Here is a 15311-nt window from a genome sequence, read left to right as displayed (position 1 = left end):
TCCTCTCATGCTGTTACACTTCGTTGTTTAAACGCTCCGTGATTGCTTCTTTAGCAACTTCACGATCGTCAAAATGATGAACTTCTTTACCAATAATTTGATACGTTTCATGCCCTTTACCAGCAATAATAATAATATCTTCTGCTTTTACTTTCGAGATAGCGGAACGTATCGCTTCTTTTCGATCGACAATTACTTCATAATTATTCCCATTCACATCATTTACCATATCATCTAAAATAGCCTTCGGATCTTCACTTCTTGGATTATCTGATGTATAAATTGCATGAGTTGCATATTCGGTTGCGACACTTGCCATTATTGGTCTTTTCGTTCTATCTCTATCACCACCGCAACCAACGATACAATATACATCGCCTTTTGCAAACTGTTTTGCTGTTTTTAGTACGTTCTCTAAGCTATCAGGTGTATGCGCATAGTCAACAATAACTGTGTAATTTTGTCCACCATCTACAACTTCAAAACGTCCAGGAACGCCAGCAAGCTCTTTAATTACATCAATAATTGTTTGTAAGCTCACTCCTGAAACAAGACCTGCTGCTGTAGCAGCTAACACGTTGTATACATTAAACTTACCAATTAATTTCATCGTAACATTTACAGTTTCATACGGTGTTACAAGTGTAAATGTTGTACCGCCACTCGTCATTACGATATCTCGTGCCATAATGTCGCTTGCAACATCTATACCGTATGTTACAACAGTAGCTGCTGTACTTCTCATATACTCTTCTGCTACTGGATCATCACTGTTTAATATAGCGTATTTTTCACGATTATGATGATAACTATTGCCAAGCTGTGCGAAAAGCAACCCTTTCGCATGTTTATATTCTTCCATCGTTTTATGATAGTCTAAATGATCTTGTGTTAAATTCGTAAATACTGCAACATCATAATCGCACCCGTGTACACGGCCAAGATCTAAAGCATGAGACGAAACTTCCATTACTGTGCTATCCACACCTTGTTCAACCATTTTTGAAAATGTCTGTTGAAGTGTTAGTGCATCTGGTGTTGTATTTTTCACCTCAAATGTTTCATCACCGATTTTCATATTAATCGTTCCAATTAGCCCTGTTTTATGACCATGTGCGCGCATAATTTCATCCATAATATGCGATGTTGTTGTCTTTCCATTTGTACCTGTAATACCGATTAAATGTAACTTGTGTGTTGGTTGGCCATAAAAATAATCAGCTAAAACCGCTAGCGAACGAAAAGTATTTTTCACAAGTACAACTGGAACGTCAACATCAATTGGTCTTTCCGCAACAATAGCAGCCGCTCCTTGTGCGGCTGCTTGCTTAGCAAAGTCATGGCTATCAACCGTATATCCTTTCATACATATAAATAAGCTTCCCTCTTTCACTTTACGTGAATCCGCTTCAATAGATGTTATTTCTGGATTTTCTGTTGGAACAACTGGAAAATCATGCAAACATGATACAAGTGTATGCAACTTCATTTCACTAAACCCTCTCTACATTGTTTATTTATCTCTTATTTTAGCAAGTAACACGTTACCTCCTAGTTATATAAAAATAGGAGGTAAGTGCTACTATAGTCTAATCAATAGATTTATTTATTAATGAGACACTTATCGTCTCAAGTAAAGCAATTTTTCTATAAAGAACTCACTTCCACCAATTGTACCATAAAACACAATCAGTTACCTTTAATTCCCGAAGTAAATTCTAACTTTTGAACCCTCTTTTACTTTAGCTCCTGCTTCTGGCGATTGTTTAATTACTTTCCCACCATCACCACTTATATCAAGCTTCAAGTCTACAAGTTGCGTTTGTAAATCTTTCTTTTTCATACCAATTAAATTAGGAACTTCCACAGTTGGTGTATCGCCCCATTTATATTCTTTCTCAACTTGCTCTTTTCTCGGTTCCACTCCCATTACAGGAAGTGCGTCACGAAGAATATTCCCAACAATAGGTGCTGCTACAACTCCACCAAATTGAGTGACTCCTTTTGGATTATCCACTGCTACATAAACAACAATTTGCGGATCGTCAGCTGGAGCAAAACCGATAAATGATACAATATAGTTATTATCTAAATATTTTCCATCTTTCACCTTTTGAGCAGTTCCAGTTTTTCCACCTACACGATATCCATCAATATAAGCCCCTTTACCCGAACCTTTCGCTACAACATTCTCTAATGCGTAACGAACTTTCTCTGAAGTTTCCTTGGAAATAACTTCCCTTTTCGCAACAGGTGTCTTTTTGCTGACAACTTGATTATTCTTCGGATCAATAAATTCCTTCGCTATATATGGCTGATACAAAGTTCCACCATTTACAGCGGCCGCTACAGCTGCTACTTGTTGAATTGGTGTAACAGAAACACCTTGCCCAAATGAAGTCGTCGCTTGCTCGACTGGACCAACTTTATCTAAATTAAATAAAATCCCGCTACCTTCACCTTGTAAATCAATTCCGGTCTTCTGTCCAAACCCGAAATTGCGAATGTATTTAAACAATCGATCTTTACCAAGACGATCACCGAGTTCAATAAATCCTGGGTTACAAGAGTTTTGAACTACCTCTAAAAACGTTTGGCTACCATGGCCTCCAGCTTTCCAACACCGCAATCTAGCTCCACCAACTTCAGCTGCCCCATCATCATAAAATGTATCTTTCTCTAAGTCTACTAAATTTTCATTCAAGGCTGCAGCTAATGTAATAATCTTAAATGTTGACCCCGGCTCATACGTACTCCATACAGGTAAGTTTCTGTTATATACTTCCGGAGAAACACTTTGGAAATCTGCTGGATCAAAACTTGGTCGACTTGACATACCTAAAATTTCACCATTTTTCGGATTCATTGCAATTGCTATCATACCATCAGGATTATACGTTGATTCCGCAATATTCATTTCTCTTTCCATAATCCTCGTAATGCGTGAATCAATTGTTAATCCTAAATTCAAGCCGGCTTCTGGTTTTTTGAAATCATCTCCAACGTTAGGCATTCTCTGTCCTTTCGCGTCTGCAAAAAATCGCACATGACCTTTATCACCATTTAGCTCTTTATCATAATATTTCTCTAGTCCCATAAGCCCTTGATTATCACTGCCCGCAAATCCTAATACGTGTGATAAAAAATTACCGAATGGATAGTACCGGATAGAATCCTCTGCGATGTACACACCCTTTAAACTTAATCCGCGTACTTCTTTCGCTTTGTCATGCGATATTTTCCTTCCGCCTTTATCAAGCCTTACAATCGATTCTTTTTTTGTAATCCGCTTATAAACATCATCTTTTTCCACACCTAATACTGCAGCTAACTTCTCTGCAGTCTCTGCTGGTTTTTCAATTTGCCTCGGCACAACAAAGACGGTCGGTGCACTTTTATTCGTAGCAAGCTCCACACCATTTCGATCTAAAATTTTCCCTCGCTCTGGTTCAAAAGTAATATTACGACTCCATGAATCCTTCGCACGATCCGTTAACATATTTCCAAGAAAAAATTGCACATATCCAAGACGAATATCGATAATGGTGAAAATGAGTATACCCGATATAAGTATAAAAATAAGTCGTTTTCTAACTGTTACATTTGATACACGCATATTGGAACAAGCCTCCCTTACGCCTAGCTTGTTCCAATATATGCTTGTACTTATTTAATTAGAACTTCTTCCCTATTACCATTATGGCTTTTCTGCTTCTTGCTGCGGTTCAAGTGGTGGTACGAGTGTTACACCTAATTCTGTACCAGGTTGCAACAATGTCCCTTCCGCTACACTTTGCTCAGTTACATATCCTGTACCAGAAGGTTTTAAGTTAAGCTTTAATGTTTTTGCTAAATTCATAACATCACGCAGTGCCCATCCCTGTATATTTGGCATTGTAGGTTTATCTCCTACTAAGAAGACTCGATCACCCTTTAATGTTTGTTCAGTTGCTTTTGGCACTTGCTGCTGCACTTTACCTTCACCTAATACGATTGGACGAAGTTTTGCTTTATCAATTGCTTTTTTCGCTTCTTCCATCGTTTTTCCGGTTACATCTGGAACGACAGTTTGTTGTTCTTTCACATATTTTTTCGGGTCTTTTACTTCATTCGGCTTAATCTTTAAGTACTCTAAGCTATTTTTCGTTACATATTTAAAGATATCTGCTAAAGGTTTAGCCCCGTTTTCATCATCTTTTAATTTTGGTTGTTTAACGGACACATACACAACAAGTTGCGGATCGTCCATCGGTGCCATACCTAAGAATGAGAATATATAATTCTCTCTTCCCGTCATATAGCCACCTTTCCCGTCAGGAATTTGTGCTGTACCTGTTTTCCCCCCGACTGAGTACCCATCAACTTTATATGCAGTTCCTGTTCCTTTCGGTGATGTAACAACACGTTCTAGTAATTGCCTTACTTGCGCTGCTGTATCTTTGGAAACAGGTTTCCCTACTTCTTCTGGCTTATGCTCTAGCTGTACTTTACCTGTTATTGGATCCACAATTTTATCAATTGTATAAGGTTTCATCATTTTCCCATCATTTGCAATCGCTGTTGCAGCTTGTACAAGTTGAATTGGTGTAACTGTAGAACCTTGTCCAAACGCTGTTGTTACTTGTTGTATTTGTTGATCAAATAAAATTGTATTTGACCCTTCACCAAGTAAATCAATGTTTGTTTTTTCATCTAATCCAAAATTATGAATATATTTCCGGAAACGATCTGGACCAAGCTTTTGATCACCTAAAATTGCAAACGCTACGTTTGAAGAGCGCTCTACCCCTTCGTCAAAAGTAATAGAACCCCATCCAGCGCCGCCGTTATGATCTTTTATTTTGCGATTACCTACTTGATATGTACCAGACTGATAAAAGTCTTGTCCCTTGTATACACCTTCATTAACGGCCGCTGCTAATGTGAAAATCTTCATTGTTGATCCTGGTTCAAATGCATTTGCAATGGCATCATTATAAAAATATTTATTATTCTCTTGGTTCGGATCATAACTAGGTTTACTAGACATCGCTAATATTTTCCCTGTTTTGGGGTCTGCAACAATTCCTATTAAACTTTCTGGTTCATAATGTTTACTCGCTTCTTTCATTGCGTCTTCTAAATAACTTTGAATACGTTGGTCAAGCGTTAAATACACATTATCTCCATTTTTAGGTGCCTTTACATTCACTTTTCCACCGTCAAGAGATACTCCTTTACGGTCACCTGTATAAGCTACCTCACCATTAGAAGCCCCTAAATACTTATCCAAACTCTTTTCTAAGCCAAATTCACCTACTGCGATTCCATTATCATTAGGTCTGGCATGACCTATGACGTAAGATGCGAAATCACCGTTTGGATACACTCTCGCATTTTCGGTAATAAAAGTTATTCCCGGCAATTTCAATGCTTCTATTTGTTCTTTCTTTTCTTTCGTCAAGCCCTTACCCAATGTTCCAAATTCCACTTGACTTCTATCTTTATTTAAAGCGGCTAAGATCGCGTCTTCGCCCGTTCCGAGTACTCCAGCGATTTTCTTTGCAGTATCCTCTTTATCCTCAACAGGCTTAGCACCTTTTAATTCCGCTACCATTCTATAGGAATTTGCGTCTTGTGCTAGCACATGACCATTTTGATCATAAATTGTTCCTCGATTCGCTTCGAGAACTCCCTTTTTACTATGTTTCTGCTCAGCAAGTTTCTTCAAATCATGATTGTCCACTGTTCCTGTTGCTTGTATGTAAAAAAATCGGGCTAATAACAGCAAAAAGAGCAGGAGGAAAAATATCATAAAATAACCTGCTCCCTTATTGGTATGAAATTTGGTCATATTTCTCTTCATCTTTTCTTCACACCTATTTGCCTTACTTTAGGCCTTTCACATTATTCGCATTAATTTCTAGCCCGTGTTTTTTTGCAACTTCAGAGATACGTTCATAACGACTTAACTTCTCTACTTCAGCCTGCAATTCTTGATTTTCCTTTTGTTTTTTCACAATTTGTTCTTCTATCGTCGCTGCTTCTACATTAACTTGATATAGACCCGCTTTATTCCCAATAAAAGCTACACAAGCATATAATAAAAACCCAATAAACGTTACGTACAATAGCTTTTCAATTCTTGTAATTTTCGTTTTAACTTTTGGCTTAACCATCTGCTGTGGCGGCGCTTGAATTTGTACCTCTTCTTGCGCCTGTTGTTTATACTTTACAGCTAAATTAGTCATACCTCTCTCTCCTTTTTATCGTTTTTCAGCGATTCTCAACTTCGCAGAACGCGCTCGATTATTTTCTTCTAATTCAATGTCAGAAGGTAAAATCGGTTTCCTTGTAATAAGCTTTAATTTCGGCTTAAATTCATCCGGAATAATCGGTAGTCCCTGTGGTAATTGCGGCGTTGTGCTATTTCGCTTAAACGTCGTTTTACAAATACGATCTTCTAAAGAATGGAATGTTATAACACTAACTCTTCCACCAGGCTTGACCATATCAATTGCAGATTCCAACGCTTCTTCAAATACTTTTAATTCATCATTTACAGCAATACGAATCGCTTGAAATACTCGCTTCGCAGGATGTCCACCTGTTCTACGTGCCGGAGCTGGAATACCTTCTTTAATTAATTCCACTAATTCTCCTGTCGTTTCAATAGCCTTATTCTCGCGATAAGCTTCAATTTTCCTTGTTATTTGCTTTGAAAATTTTTCTTCTCCGTATTGGAAGAAAATTCTTACGAGTTGTTCATATGACCAGCTGTTCACAACATCATATGCTGTTAATGGGGCATCTTGATCCATCCGCATATCTAACGGTGCATCATGATGATAACTAAAGCCACGCTCTGGTGTATCTAATTGTGGGGATGAAACACCTAAATCGAATAAAATCCCGTCTACTTCTGTGATACCTAATTCATGTAGTTTTTCAGATAAATAACGGAAGTTGCTCTTCACTGTTACAAATTGTTCACCATAAGAAGAAAATTTTTCCTTCGCATTTTGAATCGCTATTTCATCTTGATCAAATGCTATTAACTTTCCACCATCTGTTAGCTGAGATAATAAATAAGAACTATGTCCTCCTCCACCCAGTGTACAATCTACATATGTACCACTCGGTTTTATATCTAAGCCATCTACTGTTTCTTTCAAAAGTACTGTTACGTGTTTGAACATTGCTGCACCTACTCTTTTTCCAATTAATTATGTTAAATACATTTCTCACTCTACAAACACAATTTACTACTAGAGGATGAAATGCTACTAAAGAACGACTCATTTAACTTCCAACAAGGTAGTACGCTATACAAATCGCTATTTTATTTTATTATATACTAAATTTTATCATTTTTTGCGGGAATTTAAACAAAAACCTGTCGAAAAAGATATTAATCCGTTTACATTTTGTGCTATTTTGTCATATATATATACCTAATACATAGCGATTCATTACATTAACATAAGATGGATAATTCAGAAATATTTCACTTCACAGTTAATTCAACAGAATAAAAATAAAATCCTGCTCAAAAGAGCAAGATTCTATAGTTTTATTACATGATGTTTTCCATCCCACGAAAAAGATTGTTCCATTACCCGGTCAACAAAATTAAGGCCGAACTGATTTAAATAATAACACACATTCCACACACGTTCTTGCGGTGCTCCTAATGGACGAAGCGCGAATTGTAAACGGCGGAATTTATTCAGTTGAACCTCATGTTTCTTCTCAACATTTCTTTTCAACATTTTTTCTAACAGTTCAATTTGCTCATTAATTTTCAGTTCATTTTTCCCCGCAAACTCATTTAACCCTGGATCTATTTTTTTCACGAATTGTTGTAATGATGTATGAATATCCATTATTTCTTTTTTCGCTTCTATAAATCGCTCGTCTATCGGTTCCTCTATTTGATTAGAAAGCCAATTGTCACGCAGATTATCTATATTATTTAGAAATGGATCAATTTCTTGCAAATCTAAATCATATAAATCTGTCGCTATATCTCGCTCCATATAAGTAATTGTAAGCCGCGGAACAACAGGTGGCATTTGGAAACCTGCCGTATGAAACACTTGTTGCAATTCACTCCAATAAGCTAACTCCCCTGGACCGCCAATAAACGCTAACGTAGGAAACACATATTCTTGCATAAGAGGGCGCGTTACAACATTATTACTAAAACGTTCTGGACTTCTTTCCATCTCTTCCATCAATTCTTCATACGAAAATGAATGCACTCCATCTTTTCCAATAAACTTCCCTTGATTCTCTTCAAGCAATACTCGCTCATTATCAATTTCCATAAATATATGCACTGCATTTGTCTTCGTTTCAATAATCGGTTTAAATCCTAATTCCTTAAGTACTTCCTGTTGATTACGAAGCCCTACTTGAATTTCTTTATATTTACTTATAATTTGTTGTAAAAACGGCACTTCTAATTTTCTTAATGCAGGATGATGTGAATCTACAAGAATTAAACCAGAATTTGCGAACATTTTCGTAATAAGGTGCGCAAAGAAATCTACATATGTATGCGATTTACCTAAAGCATCATCAACAAATTGTAATACATCCTTTGTAAAATTCGTTTCCGGATATGTTTTAAAAATCTCTTCGACCCATTTTCTACAGTCTTCAATAGAAAACTCAGACTCAGAAGCACTCGCCTTTTTCGGATAACGATCATGAAAAATGGTCTTTTTTATTTTTTTATTTTTCGTTACAAATGTATGATTAATTTCATCCATATCATGGTCTTCACCAGCAATCCAAAAGACAGGAACAACCCGAACCCCTAAGCTCTCTTCTTTTTCTTTTGCAAGCTGTAAAATTGAAATGATCTTATGAACTGTATAAAGCGGACCAGTTAATAACCCAGCTTGTTGTCCAGCTATAACTACATATGTATTTTCATCTTCAAGCGCTTTTATATTTTGAATTGTAAATTCTCCCGCTTGCAATTGTGTATTATATTCTAATAAATGCGTTACTAAATCTTGACGGAAAAACTCTCTCTCACGTAAATCATGTAAACGCTGTTTAAAAGCATCCTCTGTTAACAGATAATCAAAACATGACTGTATCTCTTTTTTACCGTTCATATAGTCCGCTACAACACCTTGTAGTGGAACAGAGATTTCTTTTATCTCCATATAATTCTTCCTTTCGTATCCTGTTCTCTCACCAACCCACATTGTATTCAATGTTTCACGTAAAAGCAAAGAAAAACACTTATAATTCCATTCCTTTTATTGCATTGAACAAAAATTGAAGTGTCGGAACAGATTGTTGTTGTTCCTTAGCTTCTTCTAATACATATCCAACAATCGCATTAACTTCCGTTTGTCTATTCGCTCTTACGTCCGCTAACATAGATGAAGTATTATGGGATGTTTTTTCACATACTTGGCATACCATTTTCCATAGCATTTCCTTATCTTCTTCTTTAACAAGAAATGCAACTTCCTGAAATACTTGCTCCATCATTTGATAAAAAAGCGGGTTTGAAATTAACTCCCCGTTCTCAACCCGCAATAATGCCGTCAACGGATTAATACATACATTGACTACTAATTTATTACGCATAATCCCCTTCCAATCATCTTCTATCTGAATCGGAAAATAATCAAAAGGAAAACAATTAAATACCTTTTTAAAACAACTAGATTGACCACGCACTACACCAAACTTTGTAACACCTATTCCAGTATGACGAACTGTATGTCCATCCTCTTTTTTTGCACCATGCTCCACAATCCCGACTGCTATACGTTCATTTCCTATTTTTTGCATAACGTGAAGATGTGACATTCCATTTTGCAAAAAGATTAATGACGATTCTCCCTGCACAAAAGGTAATATATCAGTTACATGATATTGCTTTACAGCAATAAATATATAATCTAACTGTTTATCCAGCATACTTTCTATCGGTAAAATAGATGGAAATACCGTTTCACGTTCTCCATTCCTAATACAAGTTACACCCGTTAAGTTTAATTCTTCTGCTTGTTTATCGTTTCTTGTAAACAACGTAACATCTTGATTACTTTTTTGTAAATAAAATGTATATAGGAGACCAATAGCTCCCGGTCCAACAATTCCAATTTTCATCTTCACACAAAGAACTCATATTAACAAGTGATATAAGTTCCCTTGCCTTTCCCCCTTTATATCTTATTAAATTACAATTACATAGTTGAGGATTCAATTACCTTTTAACAAATGCAACCTCTTCTTTCACTACGTATATACTACCTATATACATAGTTCTATTCTTAGTTTAGCAAATCCTCAAAAAAATAATGAAAGAAATATTCTATCTTCTTCATAAAAATTTAAAAATGAGTTATAATATTATTATAAATATTTTAACTTTTCTGCATTCAACAAGATAAGAAAAGGACGTGATGTAATGGGATTCCCAAAAGTTGAACGCTTGCTCATCAATTATAAAACATTAGATGAATTTAAAAAATTTAAAGGGTGCGGAGCTCAAGAACTATCCATGTTGGAAGAATTACAAGCAAACATTATTGAAAATGATAGTGAGTCTCCATTTTACGGTATTTATTATGGTGGATCGTTAATCGCACGTATGAGTCTATATATGAAAAGGAACGGTGGAGAACCATTTGAAATTACAGGTACTTACCTAGAACTTTATAAACTTGAAGTATTGCCGACTTTTCAAAAACAAGGATTCGGACAAATGCTTGTCAATTATGCGAAACAACTACAATTCCCAATTAAAACGATAGCACGTATCCAGTCATCTGGTTTTTGGGATAAATTAAGTTTCCAGCCAGTATCAGTAACTGATGGTGATTTTTATATTTGGCATCCAGAAACAAATTCGAATGCGATTACAAACGAAGAATCTGCATAAGAAACAAAAAAAACAGCTGTTACGCAGCTGTTTTTATTTCTTTAATTTTTCTAATTCTCCATTCGAGCGAGCGCCATTTCTTTCCGCTACCATTACACTTCTTTTTTGATCGATATAATCAAGTAATGTTCTATATTCTTCCTCATATACTGATAATCGCTCCAGAAGACGTTCTTTCTCTGTTTGTAACGATTCAATTTGTTGTTGCAACACCATTAAAGAGCTTTCATCTTTATAATTTCGCAAAAATTCAATAACATCATTCAATGTAATTGATGTAGGCTCTACTACCTTTGTCTCTTTCACTTCATAATTTTCTACTTTACGAAGTTGCTTTGCTTCTTCAATACGTTCTTTGTATTGCTTTCTAACATAAGAATTCCACCTAAATCCACATGCTGCTGGTGTGCGAGACAAATGTCTCCCCACTTCTTTAAAGGCAGAAAGTTGCGTTCCACCTTCTTGAATATGCCGGAGTACTACTTCTGCCAGAAGCAAATCTTCATCATCAGTCCAAGCATCTTGTCTTGTTGTCGCCATCTCTCTAGTCCTCCCTATGCATTTTTTATTAAGCATATGCAGTTACTAGAAAAGATAGAATACAACAAATAAAGAATAAGACAAAAAAAAATAAACGTAGAAGATATCTTCTACGTTTATTTTCCCGCAATTACTTGCTGATTACTTCTTTACCTTTGTAAGTACCGCATGCTTTACATACACGGTGAGCTAATTTCGCTTCACCACAGCTTGGGCACTCTACCATACCAGGTACTGATAATTTGAAATGCGTACGACGCTTTCTTTTTACTGTTTTAGAAGTTCTTCTAAAAGGTACAGCCATTCTTCCCACCTCCTTAAAAGAAATAGTTATTTTCATATGAAGGCCTAAACCAGTCTTCCGATTATTTGTCAAAAAACTTTGCAAGTCCTGCTAATCGTGGATCAACAGTCTTTTCTTTGTTTTCTTCCGAAATCACTTGCCAGTCTTGACCTTGCATCGGTGCTCCACCAGAAACATCATCACTGAAAATTTGCATTGGAATCTCCAAAAGTATATTTTCCTTGATTACGGGCAGTAAGTCAAGTACTTCTCCTTCTAAACAATGAATTTCAGCTTCTGTTTCAAATTCTTCTTCCGAAGTTTGGAACACCTCAGTTGTTTTAATGTCAAATGGTAATGTCACATCTACTAAAGAGCGAGAACATGGTAAAACCATGCTTCCAGTTATATGTAGATGAAACGTAAACTTACCGGAGCCAAAATCAACTCTTCCTGTTACATGAGCAGGATTAATTTCACGAATATCTTTCTCGACCTCTTTTAGCTCACTTACATCTACCATTTCATTTAATGTCAATCCTTTATTTCTCAATTTATTCAATTGATGGATGGACCATTTCATATCATATCACCTCAAGGCAACAAACAAAATTATAGCTAGCCATTTTATATTTGTCAATGTTTTTTCTTTACACCTCTAAAGAGGCATTGCGTCCATTATGTGTTAAAACGTGTGTTTTTGTCCAGCTATATTTTCTATTTTAGACAAAATGGACATAAAGTAAATAATAAATGTGGTACAAGTTGTGGTCAATGTGGTCTGCGTGGTCAAAAGAGAGTGGTCGTTTGCGATCACTCTCTTTTATATATATTCCCATTTACTATTCCCGTTAACGCCTATAGAATTAAATTTCTTGAATTACATATACTTTTACAAACAAATCATATTTTGCTGCCAGTTGCTCCAATTTCTTTTCTCTATATTTTGTTATGGTGAAGAAATGGATAACTGGCACTTTTCCTTTATATTTTTGCTTATATATTTTAGTAAGCTCCTCATAACATTTTAGTTTCTCATCATTGACCACCATCTTTTGGGTACGGTCTATTTCTACTGCATGAAGTATCCTATCCTCATCACGAAACTTCACATCTGGAACAATCTTCTTTTTCTTATCATTTTTTATATATCTTATTTCCGTTTCAATCTGCCAATCATCTGGACAAAATAAATGTAACCATGCTTCATTACGTAAAATAGCATGCGCTACTCTACTATGATGAACTACTTTCCCTTCACCAAATAAATTATGCCCCGATTGATTTAGATAATAAACATACTCTTTGTTGTGAGTTACTTTACTCGTGTAAGAAGAGAGGTCTTTCATAATCCGATTTGCATTTCTTATTCCACCCATGTCATGAACACTCATTAAATGCCTTCTTGTTGCAAACTGTAGCTTTCTAATCGTCGCAAGTATCGCCATTTGACGGTTGATCTGCATATGTGTTTGCATTCTCATGTTTCTCCACCTCATATTGTTTTAAATGGTCCCACATCATTTCATTACTAATGTAAGGCACCTGAATTTCAGTAAGCCTATCTGTTTTGAAAATCGCACGTCCGGGAATGCTTTTTATCGATTCTAATCCCGGTTCATCTATAACTACACATGAAGCTGTTTGGGTAGGTAGTCTAAATCCTAATTTCGCATCACTATTCTGTTTTACTTGACGTGGCAATGTATCACCCGTCGGGTATTGTGTACAAAATATTAACCTAAAACCTAGTGCCCCACCTATACGCGCTATATGAGAAAGCATTTGCTGGCATGCTCCTAATAATTTTTGTTGCTCTTTTTTCATACTTTTATCAGGACAAAGTTCTGCGCCTTCATCCACAATGATAAAATAACGCTCTTTGATATTTGTTTCTACAACGTTTGTATAATGTCTATCTTTCATGTATTGCATTTTCTCTTCCATTTTCTCAAGAATATCATTTAATACCATAAAGGCCTCTGTGGGCTTCTCAGCAATGGAAACTATTTGTTTTAAGTTCTTATACGGTCCGAACTCCAATCCACCTTTCAAATCAATAACGTATAAATGAATATTCTCTGGTTGCGCTAAAGTAAGTGACGTAACTACATTCTTTAGAAATACCGTCTTACCCATTCGTGTGAGACCACCTAGTGTCATATGTGGTGTTTTATCAAAATCATGATAGATAAGTTTTTCTAAACTTTGGCCCATTGGCACACGCCAATTTCCTTCTGTCACTAAATCAGTAGACCATGACCATTTTTTCGGTATATCCTTATGAAACACACGAATATTTAATTTGTAATTATCGTAAACAATTCGGACAGGCTTATTTAACCCTTCAGAGACAACATCTTCGACCTTCTGAATAATTTTACTCGGCATCCCTACAGGCAACCGATATACATAAGTTGTGCTTCGATCATCCTTTTTTCGCTCAAGAAAAACAGGATACTGCAATCTATCCTCTCTCCGAATTGCAATTCCACTTACTTCGAAAAATACTTGTATCTTTTTACGGTCATCATCTTTACTTTTAAACTTATCACCGAATATAGCGTAAATTAATCCAGCGACCGGTACCGATAATAGCTCCAACATAAAATCACTCCCTATATCCCTCTTATAGAGGGTATATATCCCTGTTTCAAAGAATACATGCATACAAGCTAAACCCCTTATGACATAAAGAATGAAAAATTTCCACATCGTATTCCTTCATAGAAATGCAACGAGAACATAACGTAGAAGGTATAGAAACGAGCCTATAAGGGTTGTGTACAAGGTGACACGTGGAAGCCAATGTGGAACACTTCTCCCCATTTTCCCTGCTACTTTCATAGCAACTACAGATATTCCTGTTGCCGTCCAAATAATTATCGCTTCCCCTGCAATAGTCATGCTTATTCCTCCTCTTCCTTTTCACGAAACTTAATCCCTGACTTAGTAAGTACAACATCATAACAATCCATTAGAGTTTCCCATTTTAAAATATCTTCTTCCTCACCGTATAGATCCTCTTCGATAACTTGGGATAAACTGAAATATCTTTTATACTCCTTGGTATTAAACACTTCATAATTTTTCATATGATTCATAATTGATTCCGTTTCTGCTCTTGATCTTGATTCATTGTACATATCCCTTAGTTCTTTTGAAGGATGTAAATATGGAGTTGTGTTCAAATGATTATACTGCCAACGCATGTAACCCTCTCCTTCTTGATGTCTCTGCTTCCTTGTGGGCTTCTAAGTGGAAGTAATATAGGTATATGAACTAGAAAGAAGGATTTTGCCTGTCCAAGCGAAAAAATAAAAGAAAGACCTAGTACTTTTTTTGTTAGGGGGAGAAAATATTATGCGAAGTCGTTTGAAAGAAATTTTAGACAGTAAAGGTTTCAAGTATAGTTTTGTTGCAAAAAAAGCATCAATTTCAAATTCAACTATGACAAACTTAATTAAAGGAGCTACTCCTACATTGCCTGTTGCATATCGCATTTCAAAATTTCTCGAATTACATATAGAGGACATTTGGTTTGAAGAAGATCAAAAAAATATGTAAGTGCGGCGATAATAAATAATCCTT

Annotated in this window: 16 protein-coding genes; 2 read left to right on the top strand and 14 right to left on the bottom strand. The window is 35.9% G+C overall.

The features are described from left to right. Window positions 1-13: 13 nt before the first annotated feature. From murE to panE, 7 genes are all read right to left on the bottom strand, one after another. Window positions 14-1489 carry a UDP-N-acetylmuramoyl-L-alanyl-D-glutamate--2,6-diaminopimelate ligase gene (murE, locus tag MKX66_RS00175; protein ID WP_002014740.1) on the bottom strand — a complete coding sequence of 492 codons (1476 nt, stop codon included), beginning with the start codon at window positions 1487-1489 and terminating at the stop codon, window positions 14-16. A gap of 210 nt (window positions 1490-1699) precedes the next feature. Then, a complete protein-coding gene (locus tag MKX66_RS00170) occupies window positions 1700-3616 on the bottom strand; it encodes a stage V sporulation protein D (protein WP_002014741.1) in 1917 nt (638 codons plus the stop codon). An 81-nt stretch (window positions 3617-3697) separates the two neighbouring features. Further along, on the bottom strand, window positions 3698-5845 hold the full coding sequence (locus MKX66_RS00165; RefSeq protein WP_434087977.1) for a penicillin-binding protein: 2148 nt from the start codon (window positions 5843-5845) through the stop codon (window positions 3698-3700). Between the two features lie 22 nt (window positions 5846-5867). Beyond that, on the bottom strand, window positions 5868-6230 hold the full coding sequence (gene ftsL / locus MKX66_RS00160; protein ID WP_002033744.1) for a cell division protein FtsL: 363 nt from the start codon (window positions 6228-6230) through the stop codon (window positions 5868-5870). A gap of 15 nt (window positions 6231-6245) precedes the next feature. Next, complete coding sequence (gene rsmH / locus MKX66_RS00155) at window positions 6246-7178, bottom strand: 16S rRNA (cytosine(1402)-N(4))-methyltransferase RsmH (protein WP_002014746.1); 933 nt, start codon at window positions 7176-7178, stop codon at window positions 6246-6248. A gap of 366 nt (window positions 7179-7544) precedes the next feature. Continuing rightward, the gene (gene bshC / locus MKX66_RS00150; RefSeq protein ID WP_215590122.1) at window positions 7545-9161 is read right to left on the bottom strand and encodes a bacillithiol biosynthesis cysteine-adding enzyme BshC; all 1617 of its coding nucleotides are present in this window, start codon (window positions 9159-9161) and stop codon (window positions 7545-7547) included. Between the two features lie 79 nt (window positions 9162-9240). Beyond that, window positions 9241-10128 (bottom strand): 2-dehydropantoate 2-reductase, encoded by an 888-nt coding sequence (gene panE / locus MKX66_RS00145; protein ID WP_033709393.1) that lies wholly within the window; start codon window positions 10126-10128, stop codon window positions 9241-9243. Between the two features lie 295 nt (window positions 10129-10423). Here panE and MKX66_RS00140 point away from each other — a divergent pair, with 295 nt between their 5' ends. Then, window positions 10424-10897 (top strand): N-acetyltransferase, encoded by a 474-nt coding sequence (locus MKX66_RS00140; RefSeq protein ID WP_002014751.1) that lies wholly within the window; start codon window positions 10424-10426, stop codon window positions 10895-10897. Between the two features lie 33 nt (window positions 10898-10930). Here the strand turns inward: MKX66_RS00140 and MKX66_RS00135 are convergent, their stop codons facing one another. The 7 genes from MKX66_RS00135 to MKX66_RS00105 form a co-directional block, all read right to left on the bottom strand. After that, window positions 10931-11437 carry an RsfA family transcriptional regulator gene (locus tag MKX66_RS00135; protein ID WP_002185042.1) on the bottom strand — a complete coding sequence of 169 codons (507 nt, stop codon included), beginning with the start codon at window positions 11435-11437 and terminating at the stop codon, window positions 10931-10933. A 130-nt stretch (window positions 11438-11567) separates the two neighbouring features. Then, window positions 11568-11741, bottom strand: a complete 174-nt coding sequence (gene rpmF / locus MKX66_RS00130) for a 50S ribosomal protein L32 (protein WP_001984764.1) — start codon at window positions 11739-11741, stop codon at window positions 11568-11570. A gap of 61 nt (window positions 11742-11802) precedes the next feature. Continuing rightward, window positions 11803-12303, bottom strand: a complete 501-nt coding sequence (locus MKX66_RS00125; protein ID WP_002014753.1) for a YceD family protein — start codon at window positions 12301-12303, stop codon at window positions 11803-11805. Window positions 12304-12586: 283 nt separating this feature from the next. Continuing rightward, on the bottom strand, window positions 12587-13204 hold the full coding sequence (locus tag MKX66_RS00120; RefSeq protein ID WP_078204498.1) for a replication-relaxation family protein: 618 nt from the start codon (window positions 13202-13204) through the stop codon (window positions 12587-12589). Continuing rightward, on the bottom strand, window positions 13146-14327 hold the full coding sequence (locus tag MKX66_RS00115; protein ID WP_341085267.1) for an FtsK/SpoIIIE domain-containing protein: 1182 nt from the start codon (window positions 14325-14327) through the stop codon (window positions 13146-13148). The genes MKX66_RS00120 and MKX66_RS00115 overlap by 59 nt, the downstream gene beginning before the upstream one ends. A 117-nt stretch (window positions 14328-14444) precedes the next feature. Continuing rightward, a complete protein-coding gene (locus MKX66_RS00110; protein WP_215559940.1) occupies window positions 14445-14627 on the bottom strand; it encodes a hypothetical protein in 183 nt (60 codons plus the stop codon). A 2-nt stretch (window positions 14628-14629) separates the two neighbouring features. Further along, window positions 14630-14932 (bottom strand): hypothetical protein, encoded by a 303-nt coding sequence (locus MKX66_RS00105; protein WP_341085265.1) that lies wholly within the window; start codon window positions 14930-14932, stop codon window positions 14630-14632. A 151-nt stretch (window positions 14933-15083) separates the two neighbouring features. Between MKX66_RS00105 and MKX66_RS00100 the strand changes: the two genes are divergently transcribed. Beyond that, a complete protein-coding gene (locus MKX66_RS00100; RefSeq protein ID WP_128853643.1) occupies window positions 15084-15287 on the top strand; it encodes a helix-turn-helix transcriptional regulator in 204 nt (67 codons plus the stop codon). The last annotated feature ends 24 nt before the right edge of the window (window positions 15288-15311 follow it).

It is taken from the genome of Bacillus sp. FSL R9-9530 (assembly GCF_038008145.1).
Classification (GTDB): domain Bacteria; phylum Bacillota; class Bacilli; order Bacillales; family Bacillaceae_G; genus Bacillus_A; species Bacillus_A mycoides.
Note: the sequence above shows the minus strand (reverse complement) of the source record. Positions and strands in the feature narration are given on the sequence as shown.

Excerpts from the sequence above, each read along its gene's own strand:
- MKX66_RS00105 (WP_341085265.1), bottom strand. The coding sequence starts at position 14,932 with ATGCGTTGGCAGTATAATCATTTGAACACAACTCCATATTTACATCCT.
- MKX66_RS00115 (WP_341085267.1), bottom strand. The coding sequence starts at position 14,327 with ATGTTGGAGCTATTATCGGTACCGGTCGCTGGATTAATTTACGCTATA.
- murE (WP_002014740.1), bottom strand. The coding sequence starts at position 1,489 with ATGAAGTTGCATACACTTGTATCATGTTTGCATGATTTTCCAGTTGTT.
- rsmH (WP_002014746.1), bottom strand. The coding sequence starts at position 7,178 with ATGTTCAAACACGTAACAGTACTTTTGAAAGAAACAGTAGATGGCTTA.
- ftsL (WP_002033744.1), bottom strand. The coding sequence starts at position 6,230 with ATGACTAATTTAGCTGTAAAGTATAAACAACAGGCGCAAGAAGAGGTA.
- MKX66_RS00120 (WP_078204498.1), bottom strand. The coding sequence starts at position 13,204 with ATGAGAATGCAAACACATATGCAGATCAACCGTCAAATGGCGATACTT.
- MKX66_RS00140 (WP_002014751.1), top strand. The coding sequence starts at position 10,424 with ATGGGATTCCCAAAAGTTGAACGCTTGCTCATCAATTATAAAACATTA.
- MKX66_RS00170 (WP_002014741.1), bottom strand. The coding sequence starts at position 3,616 with ATGCGTGTATCAAATGTAACAGTTAGAAAACGACTTATTTTTATACTT.
- MKX66_RS00110 (WP_215559940.1), bottom strand. The coding sequence starts at position 14,627 with ATGACTATTGCAGGGGAAGCGATAATTATTTGGACGGCAACAGGAATA.
- MKX66_RS00165 (WP_434087977.1), bottom strand. The coding sequence starts at position 5,845 with ATGAAGAGAAATATGACCAAATTTCATACCAATAAGGGAGCAGGTTAT.
- MKX66_RS00135 (WP_002185042.1), bottom strand. The coding sequence starts at position 11,437 with ATGGCGACAACAAGACAAGATGCTTGGACTGATGATGAAGATTTGCTT.
- MKX66_RS00100 (WP_128853643.1), top strand. The coding sequence starts at position 15,084 with ATGCGAAGTCGTTTGAAAGAAATTTTAGACAGTAAAGGTTTCAAGTAT.
- MKX66_RS00125 (WP_002014753.1), bottom strand. The coding sequence starts at position 12,303 with ATGAAATGGTCCATCCATCAATTGAATAAATTGAGAAATAAAGGATTG.
- rpmF (WP_001984764.1), bottom strand. The coding sequence starts at position 11,741 with ATGGCTGTACCTTTTAGAAGAACTTCTAAAACAGTAAAAAGAAAGCGT.
- bshC (WP_215590122.1), bottom strand. The coding sequence starts at position 9,161 with ATGGAGATAAAAGAAATCTCTGTTCCACTACAAGGTGTTGTAGCGGAC.